The sequence below is a fragment of the Enterobacter sp. SM3 genome, from assembly GCF_009811935.2.
Classification (GTDB): Bacteria; Pseudomonadota; Gammaproteobacteria; order Enterobacterales; family Enterobacteriaceae; genus Enterobacter; species Enterobacter asburiae_D.
On record NZ_CP099971.1, the window covers coordinates 570,104 to 590,499 of the forward strand.

The following is a 20,396-nucleotide window of genomic DNA, read 5'->3' on the forward strand; positions in this document are numbered from 1 at the left end:
CACAATTCCGGCCAGCGTAAGCGCCGTCTTGTTGTTGGAATAGTAGACGATAAATACAAGATGTTGGGTTGGCGTGCATTTTAAGTGCTACATATAGTGATTTGCATCAAACATGTTTGCGATTTATTTGATGCAGGACAAAGTAAAAAGACGAGAGTACAAACGGCGGGCGCTTCAGCGATTGTAAAGGCGTGCGAGAAAAATCTGATTAATTATTCAACAAAAACAGTAAAATAAGCCGGGTGCTGGGCGGCACCCGGCAGGGAACGTTACTGCTGCAGCCACCAGACCGCTTCAAACGGACGGAGCGACGTCGTTTGCGGTGCCGGGTAGTTACTTATCAGCACCTGCGGCTGACCGCTGAGAGCGTCTGTCTGCCATTCCTGAGGCGTATGGCTCAGGTTTGCCGCCACTATCAGCGTCTGCCCCTGCCACTGACGGCGGTAACACCACAGGGAAGGATGTTCCGGCAGGAGATCTTCATAATCTCCCCACGTCAGCACCGGCAGGGTTTTGCGCAGGCTAATCAGCGACTGGTAGGTGTAAAACACCGAATCCGGGTCGTCCAGCGCCGCGCGGGCGTTCACGGTTTCGTAGTTATCGCAGACGCCAATCCACGGCTCGCCCTCGGTAAAGCCCGCATTGTGCGACGCGTCCCACTGCATTGGGGTTCGTCCGTTATCACGGGACTTACTCGCCAGAATCGCCAGCAGTTCATCCGGCTCGCGGCCGTTGGCGCGCAGTTCCGCGAACATGTTCAGGCTTTCCACGTCGCGATAGTCGGTGATGCGGCTGAAGTGCGGGTTGGTCATCCCCAGCTCTTCGCCCTGGTAGATATACGGCGTGCCCTGCATGCCGTGCAGCACCATACCGAGCATCTTCGCGGCATGAACGCGATATTCCCCTCCGTCACCAAAGCGCGACACGATGCGCGGCTGATCGTGGTTACACCAGAACAGCGCGTTCCAGGCTTTGTTGTGCATCCCCTGCTGCCAGTGGCGGAAGAGGGTTTTCAGCGCCACGAAGTCAGGCTTCGCCTTCGTCCACTTTTCGCCGCCGGGGTAGTCCACCTTCAGGTGGTGGAAGTTAAAGGTCATCGACAGCTCGCTGCCGTCGAGCGACGCGTACTGCTGGCAGTTCTCCAGCGAGGTCGAGGACATCTCGCCCACCGTCATCAGGTTGCGCGGGGTGAAGACGTCGCGGCTCATCTCCTGCAGATATTCGTGAACGCGCGGCCCGTCGGTGTAGAAGCGGCGGCCGTCTCCGATGTTGTCGTCCGGGAAATCCTGGTCTTTTGAAATCAGGTTAATCACGTCCAGACGCAGGCCGTCCACGCCGCGATCGGCCCAGAACTCGCAAACCTTTTTCAGCTCGGCGCGCACCGCCGGGTTTTCCCAGTTGAGATCTGCCTGCTCCGGGGCGAACAGGTGCAGATAGTACTGCTCGCTCTCGGCGTGCCAGCGCCAGGCGTTGCCGCCAAACTTGGAGCGCCAGTTGTTGGGCAGCTGCTCCGGGGTGCCGTCGCGCCAGATGTAGAACTGGCGGTACGGGCTCGCTTTGTTCAGCGACTCGCGGAACCAGGCGTGCTGCGTGGAGGTGTGGTTAAACACCATGTCCAGCACGATGCGAATGCCGCGCTCGTGCGCCCTGGCAACCAGCTCGTCGAAATCATCCAGCGTGCCGTAGGCCGGGTCGATGGCGGTGTAATTCGCCACGTCGTAGCCGTTATCCACCTGCGGGGAGATATAAAACGGCGTCAGCCAGATGGCGTCGATGCCGAGGGTTTTCAGGTAGTCCAGGCGCTGCGTCACGCCGCGTAAATCGCCGGTGCCGCTGCCGGTGGTGTCCTGGAAGCTCTTTGGGTAAATCTGATAGATGACGCCGTTTTGCCACCATTGAGGGAGAGTATTCATAGTGCGTTCCTGCAAATGCGAAGGGGCGCAACTGCGCCCCGAAAGAAGACGTTAAACAATCTGCAGCGTGCCCTGACGGAACTTACGCTGGTAAACCACGGTGGTGAGCGCCATTGGGACGATAATTGCAACTGCCATCGCCAGCGCAAATACTTGCCAGAACGCGGGCTGGATGGAAAGGATGCCCGGCAGGCCGCCGACGCCAATCCCGTTCGCCATCACGCCGTTCAGACCGCACACCAGGCCCGCCAGACCGGAACCGATCATCGCGCAGAGCATCGGGAAGCGGTATTTCAGGTTGATACCGTACATCGCCGGTTCGGTGACGCCGAGGTAGGCAGAGATGGCTGCCGGAACGGAGATCTCACGCTCGTTGTGCTTACGGCTGACGATGATGATGCCGGTCACCGCCGATGCCTGCGCAATGTTAGACAGGGCGATAATCGGCCAGACCGGCGTGCCGCCGAGGCTCTGGATCATCTGCATATCAATCGCCAGCGTGGTCTGGTGCACGCCGGTGATGACCAGCGGGGCGTACAGGAAGCCAAACAGCGCGGCACCGACTGGCGCGAAGCTGCCGGTCATCAGGTGACGCACCGCGAAGGCCACGCCGTCGCCGATCATGCGGCCAAATGGACCGATAAAGGCGTGCGCCAGGAACACCGCCAGAATCAGCGAGCAGACCGGCACCACAACCAGATAGAGGTAATCCGGCACGATGCGCTTCAGGCGCGTTTCAATAAAGCCCAGCGCCAGACCCGCCAGCAGTGCCGGAATGACCTGCGCCTGATAGCCCACTTTGGCGATGGTAAACAGGCCGAAGTTCCACACCTCAGGCACCTGTTGCCCAAGTAAGTAAGCGTTCATTAACTGCGGAGAGACCAGCGTGACGCCCAGCACGATACCGAGGATCGGCGTGCCGCCCATTTTGCGCACCGCGGACCAGCAAATCCCGACCGGCAGATAGAAGAAGATGGCTTCGCCAATCAGCCACAGGAAGTCGTAGATGCTTTGCAGCGCCGGGTACATCTGCGCCAGCGTTTTGCCGTCGCTCATCGGCACATCGCCGATGACGTTACGGAAGCCTAAAATTAAGCCCCCGCTGATCAGCGCCGGCAGCAGCGGGAAGAAGATCTCCGCGAAGTGGGAGATCAGCTGCTCGTGCCACTTCATATTCTGGCGCGCGGCCTTCTTCGCCTGCTCTTTATCAGCAGAAGAATGCCCGGTTGTCGCCAGCAGAGCCTGATAGTAATCGCCCACTTCGGTACCAATAACGACCTGGAACTGACCGGCGTTGGTGAAGCAGCCTTTGACCATGGAAAGTTCTTCAATGGCCTTCGGGTTGGCTTTGGCCGGATCGTTCAGCACGAAGCGCAGGCGGGTAATGCAATGGCTGACGGTGGCGATGTTCTCGCGGCCGCCGACCAGGACGATCAGCCGATCGATATCTGCTTGTTTGACTTTACTCATCATGAAACCTCATGACAGATGGTGAAGGGGTGTAATGACCTGAGCGCAAGCCTACTCCTTCAGCGTGACGGCGAAAATGGGAACGTTCCCGAAATCGGGCGAAGATCACAATAAACTGATTTGCGGGGGTTATGAAAGGCGAGCAGGAATAACGATCTGACGGGGCTCTGAACGCCCGTTGATCTGCTCGATCAGCTGCGCGGCGGCCTGTCTGCCGGACTCGGCGTAGCCCGGGTCGACGGTGATGATCTCCGGGTGCAGGAACTTCATCAGCGGCGTGCTGCCGACGCTCGCCACCTGCAGGTTATCGATGCGCTGCTCCTGCAGATATTTGCTGGCACCCAGCGCAAGGGTATCCGTGGCGCACACCAGCGCGGTGGTCTGCGGCGTCAGGACGCTGGCGACCTGCTCGTAGCCTTGCTTCATGCCCAGCCCCGGCAGAGAGGCCACGGCGGAGAGACTGTGGCTTTTGCAAAAGGCCAGGTAGGCCTCATGACGGCGCTTGCCGGTGGTGACGTCCGCGTGCGGTACCCCGAGGAAGCTGATGTGGCGATGGCCTTCGTCAAACAGGCGCTGCATCAGGGTGATGATCGCGCCCTCGTCGTCATAGCAGACGGAGGCAAAGCCGTGGGCATCGCGCGCCAGCAGCACCAGCGAAGGCTGCCAGGGTTTGAGCATCTCGTCTTTGATGCCGGTAAAACCAAACAGCACCACGCCATCAATATTGCGCCGCTGGAGCATGCCCAGATGCTCTTCAACCAGCTGCACAGAGAACTGACTCTCCATCATGATCGGATCATACCCCTGCTCGTAGAAGGCGGGCAGCATGGTCTGCACGGCGAGGTTTTCAGACAGAGAGTCCAGACGCGAGACAATAATGGCGACGACTTTGTCACTCTGCCCGCGCATGGCGCGCGCGGAGCGGGAAGGGGAAAAGCCGTGCTGATTCATGACCGCCTCAACGCGCTCGCGGGTGCGTTCGCTGACGCCGCTCTCGTTGTTCAGCACGCGTGAGACGGTCGATTTCCCCACGCCGCTTAAACGTGCGATGTCTTTAATCGTTAGGCGGTTCTGCATGCTGTATTCCCTGTAACAACGACGATGTAGTGAATTGAGCCTAATGCTATAGCGCGATTTCGCTATGGGCAAAGTCTGGTTTACGTTCGGTTTATTTGCAGGGGGGTATAATACCGCCCGAATCGTCACAAAGGGTACGCTTAAATCCTTATACTGCGCGGCGACACCCTACTTTTTACTTACCGGAGGCTTCATGGATCCCGATCCCACACCTCTCCTGAACGGGAGAATGCGTTCTTTCCGGTAAGCCAGCCTGTTGCTGACTCACCGGTGATGTGAGGCAGCAACGCCACAAACGTTCCTGCTTGAAAAATTGAGTGCCTCTCAGGTACGGCCTTGCCACGCCTGAAGGAAATGCTGCGTCCGCATTCGCGGATGTGGAGGAATGACTATGTTTAAAAATATCACCCGGCAGCTGCAGGCCCTGCTGAGCCGCCACCTGCCACACCGTCTTGTTCAGCGCGACCCGCTGCCAAACGCCAAAAACATGGCGGGGGCGGCGATCCCCGCGTCTCTGACCGAACGCTGCCTGAACGTGGCGGCGATGGATGAAAACGAAGTCTGGCGCGCGTTCGGCGGACACCCGGAAGGGCTAAACGCGGCCGAAGTGGAAAAAATCCGCGCCGTGCACGGCGATAACCAGATCCCGGCGCAGAAGCCGTCTCCGTGGTGGGTACACCTGTGGCTCTGCTACCGCAACCCGTTCAACCTGCTGCTGACGGTGCTCGGCCTCATCTCTTACGCGACGGAAGATCTGTTTGCCGCAGGCGTCATTGCCCTGATGGTCGGCATCTCCACGCTGCTGAACTTCATTCAGGAAGCCCGCTCCACCAGGGCGGCGGATGCCCTGAAGGCGATGGTCAGCAACACCGCGACCGTCTCGCGCGTGATTAACGATCTCGGCGAAAACGCCTGGGTGGAGCTGCCTATCGACCAGCTGGTGCCGGGCGATCTGGTGAAGCTGGCGGCAGGTGACATGATCCCGGCGGATTTACGCATCATCCAGGCGCGCGATCTGTTCGTGGCGCAGGCCTCCCTGACCGGGGAATCCCTGCCCGTTGAAAAGGTGGCGCGCAGCCGCGACCCGCAGCAGATGAACCCGCTCGAGTGCGACACCCTGTGCTTTATGGGCACCACGGTGGTCAGCGGCACCGCGCAGGCGATTGTCACCGCCACCGGGGGCAACACCTGGTTTGGTCAGCTTGCCGGGCGCGTCAGCGAGCAGGAGAGCGAGCCGAACGCCTTCCAGAAAGGGATTGGCCGCGTCAGCATGCTGCTGATCCGCTTTATGATGGTGATGACGCCGATCGTGCTGCTGATCAACGGCTACACCAAAGGCGACTGGTGGGAAGCGGCGCTGTTTGCGCTCTCCGTAGCCGTTGGCCTGACGCCAGAAATGCTGCCGATGATCGTCACCTCCACGCTGGCGCGCGGGGCGGTGAAGCTCTCTAAACAGAAAGTGATCGTTAAACACCTCGACGCCATCCAGAACTTTGGCGCGATGGACATCCTCTGCACCGATAAAACCGGCACGCTGACGCAGGATAAAATCGTGCTGGAGAACCACACCGATATCTCCGGCAAAACCAGCGAGCGCGTGCTGCACAGCGCGTGGCTGAACAGCCATTACCAGACCGGGCTGAAAAACCTGCTCGACGTCGCGGTGCTGGAAGGGGTGGATGAAGAGTCCGCCCGCACGCTCTCCGGCCGCTGGCAGAAGGTGGATGAGATCCCGTTCGACTTCGAGCGCCGCCGTATGTCGGTGGTGGTGAGCGAGCAGCAGAACGTCCACCAGCTGATCTGTAAAGGCGCGCTGCAGGAGATCCTCAACGTGTCGACGCAGGTTCGCTATAACGGCGACATCGTGCCACTGGACGACACCATGCTGCGCCGCATTAAACGTGTCACCGACAACCTGAACCGTCAGGGGCTGCGCGTGGTGGCGGTCGCGAGCAAGTTCCTGCCCGCGCGCGAGGGGGACTATCAGCGTATCGACGAATCCGATCTGATCCTCGAGGGTTACATCGCATTCCTCGATCCGCCGAAAGAGACTACCGCCCCGGCGCTGAAGGCGCTGAAGGCGAGCGGTATTACCGTCAAAATTCTCACCGGCGACAGCGAGCTGGTGGCGGCTAAAGTGTGCCATGAAGTGGGGCTGGACGCGGGCGATGTGGTCGTGGGGAGCGATATTGAACATCTCTCCGACGACGAGCTGGCGCAGCTTGCCCAGCGCACCACGCTGTTTGCCCGCCTGACGCCGATGCACAAAGAGCGCATCGTCACTCTGCTTAAGCGGGAAGGGCACGTGGTGGGCTTTATGGGCGACGGCATCAACGACGCGCCCGCGCTGCGTGCGGCGGACATCGGTATCTCCGTGGACGGGGCGGTGGATATCGCCCGCGAAGCGGCGGATATCATTCTGCTGGAAAAGAGCCTGATGGTGCTGGAGGAGGGCGTGATCGAAGGGCGTCGCACTTTCGCCAACATGCTCAAGTACATCAAAATGACCGCCAGCTCCAACTTCGGTAACGTCTTTAGCGTGCTGGTGGCGAGCGCGTTTCTGCCGTTCCTGCCGATGCTGCCGCTGCATCTGCTGATCCAGAACCTGATGTACGATGTGTCTCAGGTGGCGATCCCGTTTGATAACGTGGACGACGAGCAGATCCAGAAGCCGCAGCACTGGAACCCGGCGGATCTGGGGCGCTTTATGCTGTTCTTTGGGCCGATCAGCTCCATCTTTGACATCCTGACCTTCTGCCTGATGTGGTTTGTGTTCCACGCCAACACCCCGGAACATCAGACGCTGTTCCAGTCCGGCTGGTTCGTGGTAGGTCTGCTGTCGCAGACGCTGATTGTGCATATGATCCGTACCCGCCGCATTCCGTTCATCCAGAGCCGTGCCGCGTGGCCGCTGATTGTGATGACGGGCATTGTGATGGCGCTCGGCATCGCGCTGCCGTTCTCGCCGCTGGCAGGCTACCTGCAGCTTCAGGCGCTGCCGCTGAGCTACTTCCCGTGGCTGGTGGCGATCCTCGCGGGCTACATGGTGCTGACGCAGATGGTGAAAGGATTCTATGCGCGTCGGTACGGGTGGCAGTAAAAACACACCCTCACCCTAACCCTCTCCCTGCAAGGGAGAGGGGACCGCTCGGTGCCGCCTTTCACCCTCGCCCCTTTGGGGAGAGGGCCGGGGTGAGGGGCGTGGCTTTCCTCCCAAATTCAACAACCTGTGATCTCCGTCGGCGCATTCGCTTGACGACAAATTGAGCGCATGTTAACAGAATGTTTTGCCTTTATTTGGCCCGTCAGATAAGGAACATTCATGTTACGGTACAGCCTCTTAACCGCCGGGCTGATGCTCGGCGCCTCAGCCTTTGCCGCACCGGCAGGCGATCTCCCCTTAATGCCCTGGCCTGCCAAGGTTGAACGCCCGACGACCCAGGGCGCGCTGGTGCTTAACGATAAAATCTCCGTCAGCGTCAGCGGCGACGATCTCGGCGACGCCGTCAACCGGCTGCGCCAGCGCATTGCCCTGCAAACCGGCTGGACGCTGCAGCCGCAGGCTGAAAAGCCAGACAAACCGACCATCCGCATCGCCATCGCCAAAAAGGTCAAGCCGCAGCCGCTGCCGGACAGCGATGAAAGCTATAAGCTCACGGTGGACGCCAACGGCGTCGATATCTCCGCTAACACCCGCTTCGGCGCGCTGCGCGCTATGGAAACGCTGCTCCAGCTGATGCAGAACGGAGCGGAAAACACCTCGCTGCCGTGGGTCACCATTGAAGATTCGCCGCGCTTCCCGTGGCGCGGACTGCTGCTCGACTCGGCGCGCCACTTTATCCCGCTGCCGGATATCAAACGTCAAATCGACGGCATGGCCGCGGCGAAGCTCAACGTTCTGCACTGGCACCTGACCGACGATCAGGGCTGGCGCTTCAGCTCGAAGCGCTACCCTAAGCTGACGCAGCTTGCCAGCGACGGGCTGTTCTACACGCCGGAGCAGATGCGTGAGGTGGTGCGTTACGCTACCGAACGCGGCATCCGCGTGGTGCCAGAGATCGACATGCCGGGCCACGCCTCGGCGATTGCCGTGGCCTATCCGGAGCTGATGAGCGCCCCGGGGCCGTACGCTATGGAGCGCCACTGGGGCGTGCTGAAGCCGGTGCTGGATCCGACAAAAGACGCAACCTATGCCTTTGCCGACGCGATGGTCAGCGAACTGGCGGCGATCTTCCCCGATCCGTATCTGCACATCGGCGGTGACGAGGTGGACGACAGCCAGTGGAAAGCGAACGCCGCGATCCAGAATTTCATGCGCGACAACAGGCTGGCGGACAGCCACGCGCTGCAGGCCTATTTCAACCGCAAGCTGGAGACGATCCTCGAGAAGCACCACCGGCAGATGGTCGGCTGGGACGAGATCTACCATCCCGACCTGCCGAAAAGCATTCTGATCCAGTCCTGGCAGGGGCAGGACGCGCTGGGACAGGTGGCGCAGAACGGCTACAAAGGGATTCTCTCGACGGGCTTCTATCTCGACCAGCCCCAGTCCACCGCCTATCACTATCGCAACGAAATTGTCCCGCAGGGGCTGAACGGCGTGGACGTGATTGCAGACACCGACAGCGCCCAGAGCTGGACCTTCACCATGCCGCGCCTGAAGGGCAAGCCGGTGGAGGGGAGCTTCACGCTGGTGAAAGGGGATGCCGGCTGGCGCGGATTTATTGATTTTGCCGGGAAATCCCGCCGCGCGGTGCAGGATATTGAATGGCGTGACGACAATCAGGTCACGTTTAGCGTCGACACCTGGATGGGAGAAACGCGCCCGGTGGTCTCCGTTGATAACGACAGGCTCACCGGCTATTTCCTGGTGGGGAACACGCGATACCCAATCAGCGGGTCGCGTCTGGACGAGGTGCCGAAAGGCATTCCGCCGGTGGTGCCGGACGTGGCGAATCAGGCCAACCTGCTCGGCGGTGAAGCCGCGCTGTGGGCGGAGAACGTGGTGGCGCCGGTGCTGGATATCCGCCTGTGGCCGCGCGCCTTTGCGGTGGCGGAGCGGCTGTGGTCGGCGAAGGACGTCAACGACGTCGACAACATGTACACCCGCCTGCAGGCGATGGACAGCTGGTCGACAGTGTCGGTCGGGCTGCAGCAGCATACCCAGCAGCAGGTGCAGTTCACGCGCCTCGCCGGTAATGCCGACACGCTGCCGCTGCAGATCCTCGCGCAGGCGGTAGAGCCCGCGCAGTATTACACCCGTCAGCACCTGAAGTTCCAGGCCGGAAACTACCATCAGTTTGAGCCGCTCAACCGCTTCGCGGATGCGCTGAACGCCGAAAGCGCCACCGTGCGCCAGATGAATAAATGGGCGGACCGCCTGGTAAGCGACGCGGAAGACACGGAAAGCGCCGACGCGCTGCGCCACGTCTTTAACCGCTGGCAGAGCAACACCAGCGACGCGCTGGCGCTTAGCGAAAACAGCTATCAGCTGAAGGCGATGAAGTCGGTGATCCAGGAGGTGGATAAGCTGGCCTCGATTGGCCTGAGGCTGACGGATCTGGTGGCGCGCCAGGGCACGCTGGATGATAAAGAGATTGCGTCGATTCAGAGCGAGCTGGATAACGCGGCAAAGGTTCAGGACGAGGTGGTGATTGCGGCGGTGTATCCGCTGGAGACGCTGCTGCGCGCGACGCGGAATCAGTAGCCCCTCACCCCAACCCCTCTCCCCAAAGGGGCGAGGGGCTCGATCGGTTCCCTCTCCCCTATGGGGAGAGGGTTAGGGTGAGGGGAAAAGACTACTTAGTTCTTCAACACCCACGCCTCTTTCCAGTGTGCGCCAACGCCTGGCTCATACTGGTTTGCGGTTGAGCTGTACTGCACGCAGTAGCCGCTGTACGGGAAAGGCTTACATTCGTAGGTCTTACCGTCTTTCGGCTGCAGCACCACGGTACCCGCCTTGTAGGACGCGATATTGTCCGGGAAGGTGAAGTCGTGATGACCGGTGCTGTCCGCAGCGGCGTCGCCTTCCAGCATCAGGTTCAGCACGTCCTGGGCGAACATCGTGCCGTCTTTGTTGGTCGCATAGTATTTCAGCATGTGGTGGCCCGGCGTCACGTCATTCAGGGTCATGGTCACGTCCTGATTGGCGTTGTTCATGTCCTGCTTCAGGTAGCCTTTTTCCGCACCGCTGTGGTTCATCACGTGTGCTTCCATATTCACGTCGCCTTTGGTGTTGACGTGGAAGGTCACGGTCGCGTTGCCATGCTCGATTTTGCTGTACTGCAGATCGGTGACGGCGATGGTCTCATTCACCTGCGCTTTCTGCTCTTCATAAGAGACGGCCACGGACTGCAGCGTGCTGCCGTCTTTCACGAATACGCTGTTTGCGCCATGAACCGGGCTGATTTCTCCCGCTTCATCCTTCACGCCGACGCGCACGTCGCTCTGGGCGGTGTTGATTTTCTGCGCCAGATCGTAAGACCACTGGTTAGCGTCGCCCTGCTCGGCTGAGCCGATGGTCATTTCGGTACGCATGGAGGTGACTTCGCCATTCGCGTCGAAGAAGCGTGCAATCACTTTATCGCCCGCGTTCAGGTTGTTACCCGCGATCTGGCCGCTCAGGGTTTTGCTCCACTGGGAAACAACCGCTGGCGTTTCGTCCGGCGTAACGTTGCCGCCGTTACCGAAATCAACGTCAATGGCCTGATAGAAGCTATTTGTGGTATCCGCAATTTCCCATACGCCATAAATAACCTGGTAGCCGGTACGCTCAGGTACATTACAATTCATTGGCTGAGTTACCGCTGGTGCCTGGCTATTACCATTGATGGTACAGAATGGGGTTAATTCAAACTGATCGCGGGTCAGCGGCTTATTTGGATCCCAGTTTTGTTTGGTGATGTAATAACGCCAGTTGACGGTTTTATGCGGGGCCGTATGGTGCCAGACGAACTGATGGGGACCCGCCGTCATCGGGTTTTTGGTCCATGCGTTCAGGCTCTGTTTGTCCAGCTGAGAATACTGAGAGATGCCCGCGCTGGCGAGGTGTCCGTCCGCGGGCTCAGCGCCTGACGGGAAGCCGGAGGTTTTCTCTACGCTCTGTGGTTCGTACTGTACGGAGCCACAGTCAACGTTTTGGCCCAGCTTACACATATAGGCGCGGCTGGCAGGAGATTCAATATATCCGTGAGCAAATGCCGAAGACGCAACGGTCACTGTTGCGAGGGCAAGTGCAATTTTTGAAAGTTTCATTACTCATCCATTATTAGAGAATATTACCAGGAGAGGGGAGTCTAATAATGGACTGGGCTATGTGTCATTTTATCCAGAGAGTAAAAATAGCCGAAATAATAAAGGCAGCTTACGCTGCCTTTTATTTATTGAAATAAATTAGCGACGTACGGCAATCGCTTCAATTTCAATTTTCACGTCTTTTGGCAGACGGGCTACTTCCACGCAGGAGCGCGCCGGGAAGGTCGCGTTGTGCTCGGTGAAGAAGGCTTCGTAAGTGGCGTTAACGGTCGCGAAGTCGTTCAGATCTTTCACGAAAACGGTGGTTTTGACGATGTCGCCCACTTTCAGGCCAGCAGATTCAACGATTGCCTGCACGTTTTCCAGCGACTGACGCGCCTGTGCCGCCACGTCGGCCGGTACTTCACCGGTTTTTGGGTTCACCGGGATCTGGCCCGAAGTGATGATCATGCTGCCCAGATCAACGCCCTGAACGTATGGGCCGATAGCCGCTGGTGCATTTTCCGTCGCGAGTACTTTGGTCATGATTTCTCCAGAATAACAGCTGATTTAAGAGTCCCGGCCATTATAGGGAGGCCGGGATCCTTTACCAACCTCAATTAGTTGGCCAGCACCACATAATGAGAAAACTCTTTTTCACAGTATTTGCATTTGAGCGCGATGTCATCGGCGCGTTTTTTCACTGCAAAGCTGGAGGAAACCGGTTCAGCGTGGCTGATGCAGTTGCTGTTCGGGCAGACCAGCACGCTTTCGATGCGATCCGGCAGGCTCGGGCGGGATTTGCCCACCACTTCATACTCGTCGATGCGGTTGACGGTGGCGTCCGGCGCGTACAGCGACAGCTGGTTAACCTGCTCGTCGGTCAGGAAGGTATTCTCGATTTTGATCAGGTCCTTGCGGCCCATCTCGCCGGACGGCAGGTTCAGGCCGATGGTGATGCGCTGGTCGGTTTCGGTCAGTTTGAACAGCGTCAGCAGCTTAAAGCCCACCTGCGCAGGGATGTGGTCAATCACGGTGCCACGCTTGATGGCTTCAACCTGGAGTTTGTTATCGTGTGTCATGGTCGTTTCCCCTTACAGTGCCAATTCGCGATTCAGAACCAGTGCCAGTAACGCCTGGCGGGCGAAGATGCCGTTTCCGGCCTGCTGGAAGTACCAGGCGTGCGGCGTTTTGTCCACGTCTGTGGTGATCTCATCGATGCGCGGCAGCGGGTGCAGCACCTTCATGTTGTCGCGCGCGCCCTCGAGGTCGCTGGCGCGCAGCACGAACTGCGCCTTCACGTTGGCGTATTCGGACGGGTCCAGACGCTCTTTCTGCACGCGGGTCATGTAGAGAATATCCACGTGGCTCATCACCTCTTCGATGCTGGCGTGCAGGCTCCACTGAATGCCTTTCTCATCCAGCATGTCGAGAATGTACTGCGGCATCGCCAGCGCGTCAGGCGCGATGAAGAAGAAGCGGTTGCCGTTAAATTTCGCCAGCGCCTGGGTCAGGGAGTGGACGGTGCGGCCGTACTTCAGGTCGCCGACCATGGCGATATTCAGGTTCTCGAGCGTGCCCTGCGTCTCCTGAATGGTGAACAGATCCAGCAGGGTCTGCGTCGGGTGCTGGTTGGCACCGTCACCGGCGTTCAGTACCGGAATGCCGCCGGAAAACTCGGTCGCCAGACGCGCCGCGCCCTCCTGCGGATGACGCATCACAATCGCGTCGACGTAGGTGCTGATCACTGAAATGGTATCCGCCAGGGTCTCGCCTTTTTTACCCAGCGACGTGTTGCTGCTGTCCGAGAACCCCACCACGCTCGCGCCCAGGCGGTGCATGGAGGTTTCAAAGGAGAGGCGGGTGCGGGTCGAGGCTTCGAAGAAGCAGCTCGCAATCACCTTGTGCTTCAGCAGCTCCGGTTGCGGATTGGCCTTCAGTTTTGCCGCGGTTTCCAGAACCAGTTCCAGCTCTTCGCGGCTGAGGTCGTTTATGGAAATGATGTGTTTTTGATAAAGCGGATTCATGTTTATCTCCTGACGCCGGGCAAAAAAAAGCCCCTCAAATGAGGGGCTCTGGGAATAGGTTTAGCAACGGGAAGAAAAACGGCAGGCCAGCGTCTGATTTCAGACGCGGTAAGACGTTATGTCGTACACGCTTGACCATGCTTCCTCCCGGCAAATTGTCGGGCATTATACGCAGCTCGCTTTTCGGATCAAGCGATTTAATGCACGCTTTACTCAATGCAAACGGTTCTTTATGAATATTAATGCGTTCTGAGTAAATAATTAATTTGCTTATGCACCAGTGCGGTGCGCTTCACGACCCGGGGCGCGACCCAGACGATACTGCTGCCAGCCACCACGCCTAAAATTTCCGGTAGCTGGTGATAATCCAGAATACGCGCCACCGCGCGGCCATATCCGGCGACGGTATGAACAAGGATAAACTCGCTATTATGCTCGACGCTGACCACCATTTCGGACACGGTACGCGCGGCGTCGGGGGCAGGGCGCAGCTGGGGATTCAGCGAATAAATCTTTAGCCCTTTGGCATTTCGAATTTTTATGACACCGAGCAATTTAAGCAGACGTGAAACGGTGGACTGGCTGATGGTCTCAAAACCACGCTCCTGCAAATCCCGGCGGATCTCCTCCTGAGAGAGATAACTCTTTTCTGCGATCAGGCGCTGGCAGACCGTCAGCTGAAGCTGTTCTTTTGGAGAGTAATCACCATATTCCGTCATAACTATTTCCCATGTAAGTGGCTGAAACAAAACGCCCGGTGGCGCTACGCTTACCGGGCCTACAACTTCAAAACATCACAACATCGCCCCCAGGCTTAACGCCACCATAATCACCACCGTTAATATCCCCAGCAGCGGCGCCACCCATTTCAGATAACGCACGTAGGGCACGCGGGCGATAGCCAGCCCGCCCATCACGACGGCAGAGGTGGGAGTGACCAGGTTAACGATGCCGGACGCCGACTGGTAAGCCGTGACCACCAGGTCGCGGTTGACGTTAGCGAAATCGGCAAGGGGTGCCATGATCGGCATCGTCAGAACGGCAAGGCCGGACGAAGAAGGCACAAGAAACGACAACACCACTTCGAGCCAGTACATCACGTTGATGAACGCCACCGTCGACAACCCGGTAACCATTCCCTCGGCGCTGTGCAAAATGGTGTGGGTAATCATGCCCTTATCCATGATGACTACGATACCGCGCGCGATGCCGATAATCAGCGCGACGCCCAGCAAATCTCGCGCGCCGTTGATAAACGTCGACGTCAGCTCCTCTTCGCTCATGCGGGCAATCAGGCCGACGATAATCGCGCTGGCGAGAAACACCGCCGAGATCTCCGCCATCCACCAGCCCAGCACCGCCACGCCGTAGATCATCACCGCGAAGGCGAGGGCAAAGATCACCAGGATGATTTTGCGCACCGGGGTAAATTCCAGCGACTGTTCGCCCTTGTCGCCGAGGAAATGGGCGCGGTTCTCTTCCTGTTTGTCTGCGACGATCGACAGCGACGGATCCTGGCGCACCTTGCGGGCGTAACGCATTACCCACGCCACGCAGATGATCCAGCCGATGACCAGCAGCGCCACGCGCAGGGCGATGCCGTTGGTGAAGGGGATCCCGGCGGCGTTGGCGGCGATCACCGTGGCGAACGGGTTGATGGTGGAGCCGAGGGTGCCGATCCCCGCCCCGAGCAGCACGGTGGAGGCGGCGACAACCGGATCGAACCGGGCGGCCAGCATCACCGGCACCAGCAGGGTGTAGAACGGCAGCGACTCCTCGGCCATGCCGTAAATCGTGCCGCCTGCGGCAAACAGCGCCATCAGGATCGGGATCATCCACTCCTCGCGCCCGCGCAGCCGGGTGGTGACGCGCTCGATCCCGGCGTCAATCGCCCCGGTTTTGGTGACGATCCCGAGAAATCCCCCGATGATCAGGATAAACAGCGCCACGTCGATCGCCCCGGCCTGGCCTGAAACCGGATCGTACAGCCCGGCGATGGGCGCCATCAGGACGGAAACCAGCCCCTGCGGATGCGCCGCCACGTGGGCGTACGTTCCGGCAATCGGGACTTCTTTACCGAGGGTTTCGTTCATCGCCATCTGGTACTGACCGGCGGGGACGACCCAGCTCAGCGCCGCCACAACGGCAATCAGAAAAAAGAGAATGGTGTAAGCGGAGGGAAACTTAAACTTGCCCATGATGTGCTCCTTAAACCCGGCGCACCCCGCGGCGCGCCGGGCGGTGATTAGTCGCCGAGTGTCGCCACCATGACCGCTTTAATGGTGTGCATGCGGTTCTCTGCTTCGTCGAAGACGATGGCGTTCGGTGATTCGAAGACCTCTTCCGTCACCTCCAGCCCCTTCAGGCCGTACGCCATCTCGATCTCGCGGCCCACCTTGGTGTGCTCGTTGTGGAACGCCGGCAGGCAGTGCATAAACTTGACGTTCGGGTTGCCGGTGGCTTTCATTACGTCCGCGTTGATTTGATACGGCTTCATCAGGCTGACGCGCTCGGCCCAGGCCTCCTTCGGCTCGCCCATAGAGACCCACACGTCGGTGTAGAGGAAATCGGTGCCCCGCACGCCTTCTTCCACATCGTCGGTGAGGGTGATGCGCGCGCCCGTCTCTTTGGCGATGGCGCGGCACTGCTCGACCAGCCCGGCTTCCGGCCAGAAGGATTTCGGCGCGACGAGGCGGATATCCATCCCCATCTTGGCCGCGCCGACCATCAGCGAGTTGCCCATGTTGTTACGCGCGTCGCCGAGATAGGCAAAGCTCAGCTCCGGCAGGGTTTTGCCCGGCGCGTGCTCCAGCATGGTCATCAGGTCGGCGAGGATTTGGGTGGGATGGAACTCGTCGGTCAGGCCGTTCCACACCGGCACGCCCGCGTATTCGCCCAGCTCTTCGACGATGGCCTGCCCGTAGCCGCGGTATTCGATGCCGTCATACATACGGCCCAGCACGCGGGCGGTGTCCTTCATCGACTCTTTATGACCGATCTGCGATCCGCTTGGGCCGAGGTAAGTGACCTGCGCGCCTTGGTCAAACGCGCCCACTTCAAAGGCGCAGCGGGTGCGGGTGGAGGTTTTTTCAAAGATCAGGGCGATGTTTTTCCCGACCAGGGTTTGCTTCTCACGCCCGGCTTTTTTGGCCGCCTTCAGCTCGATGGCGAGGTCGATCAGGTACTGGATCTCCGCCGGGGTGTAGTCCAGCAGTTTCAGGAAGTTGCGGTTTTTCAGGTTGATGGTCATGTGGGAAATCCTTTTTAAATTAATGTCTAAGACCTTACCCCTCACCCCGGCCCTCTCCCCAAAGGGGAGAGGGTGTAATCGTCCCCTCTCCCCTTTGGGGAGAGGGTTAGGGTGAGGGGAGAGTGTGCTCAATTACGAATCAACGTGCCTTTCTCGCCCGCGAGGATCTCCGCGCCGTCGGCCAGCGCGCCGATCCCGGCAATGCCGTTGCAGGTCTCAACAAACTCGCGGCAGGCGGCCACTTTCGGCCCCATTGATCCGGCGTCGAACTGCATGCCTCTGAGCAGCTCCGGCGTCACCTGCGCCAGCGGGCGCTGGGTCGGCTTGCCCCAGTCGAGGTACACCGCGTCGGCATCGGTCAGGATCAGCAGGGCGTCAGCCTCGATTTGCCTCGCCAGCAGGGCGGCGGAGAGGTCTTTGTCGATTACCGCCTCGATCCCGCGATAGCCGTTGGCGTGTTCCACCACCGGCACGCCGCCGCCACCGTTGCAGATCACCAGGTGGTCGCGCTGGATCAGCGCCGTGATGGCGTCGCTCTCAACGATGCGCTTCGGCTGCGGCGACGGCACCACGCGGCGGACGTAGCTGCCGTCGGCCTTAAACACCCAGCCTTTCTCCGCGGCCAGCGTTTTTGCCTGGGCTTCGCTGTAGACCGGGCCGATGTACTTGGTCGGGTTGCTGAAGGCCGGGTCGGCGGCGTCCACTTCTACCTGGGTGAGCAGAACGCTCACCTCGCGCTGCGGCAGATTGTTTTTCAGCGCCTGCTGGAGCATGTAGCCGATCATTCCCTGGCTTTCGGCGCCGAGGACGTCCAGCGGGTAGGGCGTCACTTTGTCGTAGGCGCTGTTCTGCAGCGCCAGCAGCCCGACCTGCGGCCCGTTGCCGTGCACCAGCACAACGCGCCACTGTGCCGTCAGCCCGGCGATGGTGCGGGCGGCCTGCTCGATGTTCTGGCGCTGGATCTCCGCTTCCAGCGGCTCGCCGCGCTTGAGCAGCGCGTTGCCGCCAAGGGCCACAACCAGAGTGGGTTTTCGTTCCATGATGGCTCCTTTAAATTCCGTCGCGTTCCAGCGGGCAGCTCATGCAGCGCGCGCCGCCGCGGCCGCGTCCGAGTTCGTCACCAGGGATGGGCAGCACGGTGATGCCCGCTTTGTCGTACTTCTCGTTGGTCCAGACGTTGCGCTCGTAGCCAATCACCACGCCCGGGCGGAGGGTCAGCACGTTGTTGGCGTCGTTCCACTGCTCGCGTTCCGCTTCAAAGGCATCCCCGCCGGTGGTGATCAGGCGCACCTGGTTAATGCCGAGCGCTTTCTCGATGGCGTGCAGCAGATCGGTTTCCTGCGTGCGCAGCAGGCCGCCGCGTCCGTCCGGGGTGAGCGTCCAGCACTGGGCGTCCTTGCGCACCACCTCCGGGTAGACGGAGAAGGTGTCCACGTCGATGTGGGTCATGACGGTGTCGAGGTGCATGCAGGAGCGGTGTTTCGGCAGCTCAACGGCGATCACACGCTCGGCCTGACGGTGTTTGAACAGGCTGTTGGCGAGGAACTCCACGCCCTGCGGCGTCGTGCGTTCGGACATGCCGATCAGGACCGCGCCGCGACCAATAACCAATACGTCGCCGCCTTCTAAGGTGGCGTGGTCGTAATTAATATTCTCGTCGCCGAAATACTTAATAAAATCGCCGTCGGCAAACGCCGGGTGCCAGCGATATATTGCCCGCAGGTTATTGGTTTCACGCTGACGGGCCGGTTTGGCCATTGGGTTAATAGAGACGCCGTTATAAATCCAGCACGAGGTGTCGCGGGTAAATAAATGGTTCGGCAGCGGCTTCATAATAAAATCATTCGCCGTGTGGGTATCGACCACCATATTTTTAATGGCCGCCGGAATTTCGCCGTAGGTTAATCCGCCGCTCAGTCTGCGCGCCAGTTCGCGGTGCGGCATATCCGCCAGCCAGCCGCGCACGTCGCCGGCAAAGGTCGGTCCGAGGCGATAGTCGGAGATTTGCGTATCCAGCAGCCAGGCTTTCGCTTCTGCAATATCAAGGGTTTGTGTCAGAAGGTCGGTCAACAGCAGGACTTCCACACCCTGCTCGCGCAGCGTGTTTGCGAAGATGTCATGCTCCTCGCCCGCCCGCTCAACCGAGAGTACGTCATCAAAAAGCAGCTCCTGACAGTTTGATGGCGTTAAGCGTTTCAGACTTAAATTTGGGCGGTGCAGCATAACGCTACGCAATTGACCAATTTCAGAACCGACGTAATGCTTTTCCATAATTATTCCTTTAACTGTTTTTCAGAATAAAAAGGGCATGCGCCATGTGATGTATTTAATTGCATGGCGGCTAAGCTCAATTGATTTCGTGATTCATACTAGGCAGTTAAATAATCCGTATTGTGATGTTGCTCACGCGAAAACGGATATTAAGGGGTTTGTTTTCATTTGCATGATTCGCATCAGATAATGATTAATTTCATATTATTGAGGGGTGAATAGCTAAGCAGGATCCGGTGGCATTATTTGAGGTTGTTATTATTTTGTAGATTTTAATCTTTTGAAATAATTTGTTATGTGGCTGAATTTAAATGATAAAAATCATGTTCAAGAATGGCTATGCAATTAACGTAATTAACTATTTTTGACTTAAGAAAAATCAATAAATAATTATGGATTTTTAGAACGAATTATCAAAACAGTAAAGTGTGAGGCGGCAGGGGGTTTTGTTAATTAGAGAGCATGATCAAGAGGTTAGAACAGCCGTGCGATAAGCGCGGATCGAGGTTATGCATAACCCCTGCATAAATGCCTGGGCAGGGTTAACAGCAAATTAACACCTTTCCCGATAAACATGCGCTCGCGCAAACCTCGTCCAAAAAGGGCTGGTATGGCAGCCGGGATTCTCGTATAAAAGATAAAAATGAAACGTTGTTTTATGTTGAGGGTTAAAACATGATTATCGGCAACATCCATCATCTGCAGTCCTGGCTACCTGACGATCTGCGCCAGGCGATTGAGCACGTTAAAGCCCACGTCACCGACGCCACGCCGCTCGGGAAACACGACATCAACGGCAGCAGCCTGTTTTTTCTGGTCTCTGAAGACATGACCCAGCCGTTCGCCGAGCGCCGCGCCGAGTACCATGCACGCTATCTGGATATTCAGATTGTGATGAAAGGACAGGAAGGGATGACCTTCAGCACCCTCCCGCACGGCACGCTCGACACCGACTGGCTGGCGGATAAAGACATCGCCTTCCTGCCGGAAGGCGAGCAGGAGAAAACTGTGGTGCTGAGCGAAGGGGATTTCGTGGTGTTCTGGCCGGGTGAAGTGCATAAGCCGCTGTGCGCGGTTGGGGCGCCTGCTAAGGTCAGGAAAGTGGTTGTTAAAATGTTAGTGGAGTAACCCTTACCCCTCACCCTAACCCTCTCC

The 20,396-nt window shown here is 58.7% G+C and carries 16 protein-coding genes and 1 pseudogene; 4 read left to right on the forward strand and 13 right to left on the reverse strand.

Features of this window, described 5'->3' with window-relative positions:
• Positions 1 to 269: 269 nt before the first annotated feature.
• The 3 genes from treC to treR all read right to left on the reverse strand — a co-directional run bounded on the left by treC (position 270) and on the right by treR (position 4,460).
• Positions 270 to 1,913, reverse strand: a complete 1,644-nt coding sequence (gene treC / locus GVO84_RS02560; RefSeq protein ID WP_159515408.1) for an alpha,alpha-phosphotrehalase — start codon at positions 1,911 to 1,913, stop codon at positions 270 to 272.
• A gap of 51 nt (positions 1,914 to 1,964) precedes the next feature.
• Positions 1,965 to 3,383, reverse strand: a complete 1,419-nt coding sequence (treB, locus tag GVO84_RS02565) for a PTS trehalose transporter subunit IIBC (protein WP_193940877.1) — start codon at positions 3,381 to 3,383, stop codon at positions 1,965 to 1,967.
• Between the two features lie 129 nt (positions 3,384 to 3,512).
• A complete protein-coding gene (gene treR, locus GVO84_RS02570) occupies positions 3,513 to 4,460 on the reverse strand; it encodes a trehalose operon repressor TreR (RefSeq protein ID WP_159515410.1) in 948 nt (315 codons plus the stop codon).
• 391 nt (positions 4,461 to 4,851) lie between these two features.
• Between treR and mgtA the strand changes: the two genes are divergently transcribed.
• Together mgtA and GVO84_RS02580 are read left to right on the forward strand one after the other, a co-directional pair.
• Positions 4,852 to 7,560 (forward strand): magnesium-translocating P-type ATPase, encoded by a 2,709-nt coding sequence (mgtA, locus tag GVO84_RS02575; protein ID WP_159515411.1) that lies wholly within the window; start codon positions 4,852 to 4,854, stop codon positions 7,558 to 7,560.
• 222 nt (positions 7,561 to 7,782) lie between these two features.
• Positions 7,783 to 10,167, forward strand: a complete 2,385-nt coding sequence (locus GVO84_RS02580; protein WP_159515412.1) for a beta-N-acetylhexosaminidase — start codon at positions 7,783 to 7,785, stop codon at positions 10,165 to 10,167.
• A 95-nt stretch (positions 10,168 to 10,262) separates the two neighbouring features.
• On the opposite strand, the gene gbpA is transcribed toward GVO84_RS02580, so the two are convergent.
• From gbpA to GVO84_RS02605, 5 genes are all read right to left on the reverse strand, one after another.
• Positions 10,263 to 11,714, reverse strand: coding sequence for an N-acetylglucosamine-binding protein GbpA (gbpA, locus tag GVO84_RS02585; RefSeq protein WP_159515413.1), 1,452 nt, complete (start codon positions 11,712 to 11,714; stop codon positions 10,263 to 10,265).
• A 138-nt stretch (positions 11,715 to 11,852) separates the two neighbouring features.
• Entirely contained in the window at positions 11,853 to 12,239 is a 387-nt protein-coding gene (gene ridA / locus GVO84_RS02590) for a 2-iminobutanoate/2-iminopropanoate deaminase (protein WP_014882305.1), read from the reverse strand.
• Between the two features lie 74 nt (positions 12,240 to 12,313).
• Positions 12,314 to 12,775, reverse strand: coding sequence for an aspartate carbamoyltransferase regulatory subunit (pyrI, locus tag GVO84_RS02595; RefSeq protein ID WP_023310197.1), 462 nt, complete (start codon positions 12,773 to 12,775; stop codon positions 12,314 to 12,316).
• A gap of 12 nt (positions 12,776 to 12,787) precedes the next feature.
• Positions 12,788 to 13,720, reverse strand: a complete 933-nt coding sequence (gene pyrB, locus GVO84_RS02600; protein WP_025759900.1) for an aspartate carbamoyltransferase — start codon at positions 13,718 to 13,720, stop codon at positions 12,788 to 12,790.
• Between the two features lie 34 nt (positions 13,721 to 13,754).
• The gene (locus GVO84_RS02605; protein ID WP_022646880.1) at positions 13,755 to 13,859 is read right to left on the reverse strand and encodes a pyrBI operon leader peptide; all 105 of its coding nucleotides are present in this window, start codon (positions 13,857 to 13,859) and stop codon (positions 13,755 to 13,757) included.
• Here GVO84_RS02605 and GVO84_RS02610 point away from each other — a divergent pair.
• A pseudogene (locus tag GVO84_RS02610) lies at positions 13,839 to 13,956 on the forward strand (hypothetical protein). The gene GVO84_RS02605 and the pseudogene GVO84_RS02610 sit on opposite strands and share 21 nt — an antisense overlap.
• 3 nt (positions 13,957 to 13,959) lie before the next feature.
• Here GVO84_RS02610 and GVO84_RS02615 read toward each other — a convergent pair.
• The 5 genes from GVO84_RS02615 to arcA form a co-directional block, all read right to left on the reverse strand.
• Positions 13,960 to 14,439: an arginine repressor gene (locus tag GVO84_RS02615; protein ID WP_023334317.1), complete on the reverse strand. Its 480-nt coding sequence runs from the start codon at positions 14,437 to 14,439 to the stop codon at positions 13,960 to 13,962.
• Positions 14,440 to 14,514: 75 nt separating this feature from the next.
• The gene (locus tag GVO84_RS02620) at positions 14,515 to 15,918 is read right to left on the reverse strand and encodes a YfcC family protein (protein WP_121424897.1); all 1,404 of its coding nucleotides are present in this window, start codon (positions 15,916 to 15,918) and stop codon (positions 14,515 to 14,517) included.
• A 47-nt stretch (positions 15,919 to 15,965) separates the two neighbouring features.
• Positions 15,966 to 16,970: an ornithine carbamoyltransferase gene (gene argF, locus GVO84_RS02625; protein WP_159515414.1), complete on the reverse strand. Its 1,005-nt coding sequence runs from the start codon at positions 16,968 to 16,970 to the stop codon at positions 15,966 to 15,968.
• A 128-nt stretch (positions 16,971 to 17,098) separates the two neighbouring features.
• Positions 17,099 to 18,010 carry a carbamate kinase gene (gene arcC, locus GVO84_RS02630; protein WP_159515415.1) on the reverse strand — a complete coding sequence of 304 codons (912 nt, stop codon included), beginning with the start codon at positions 18,008 to 18,010 and terminating at the stop codon, positions 17,099 to 17,101.
• Positions 18,011 to 18,020: 10 nt separating this feature from the next.
• Entirely contained in the window at positions 18,021 to 19,241 is a 1,221-nt protein-coding gene (gene arcA / locus GVO84_RS02635; RefSeq protein ID WP_159515416.1) for an arginine deiminase, read from the reverse strand.
• Between the two features lie 675 nt (positions 19,242 to 19,916).
• Between arcA and GVO84_RS02640 the strand changes: the two genes are divergently transcribed.
• On the forward strand, positions 19,917 to 20,369 hold the full coding sequence (locus GVO84_RS02640; RefSeq protein WP_159515417.1) for a YhcH/YjgK/YiaL family protein: 453 nt from the start codon (positions 19,917 to 19,919) through the stop codon (positions 20,367 to 20,369).
• Positions 20,370 to 20,396: the final 27 nt, after the last annotated feature.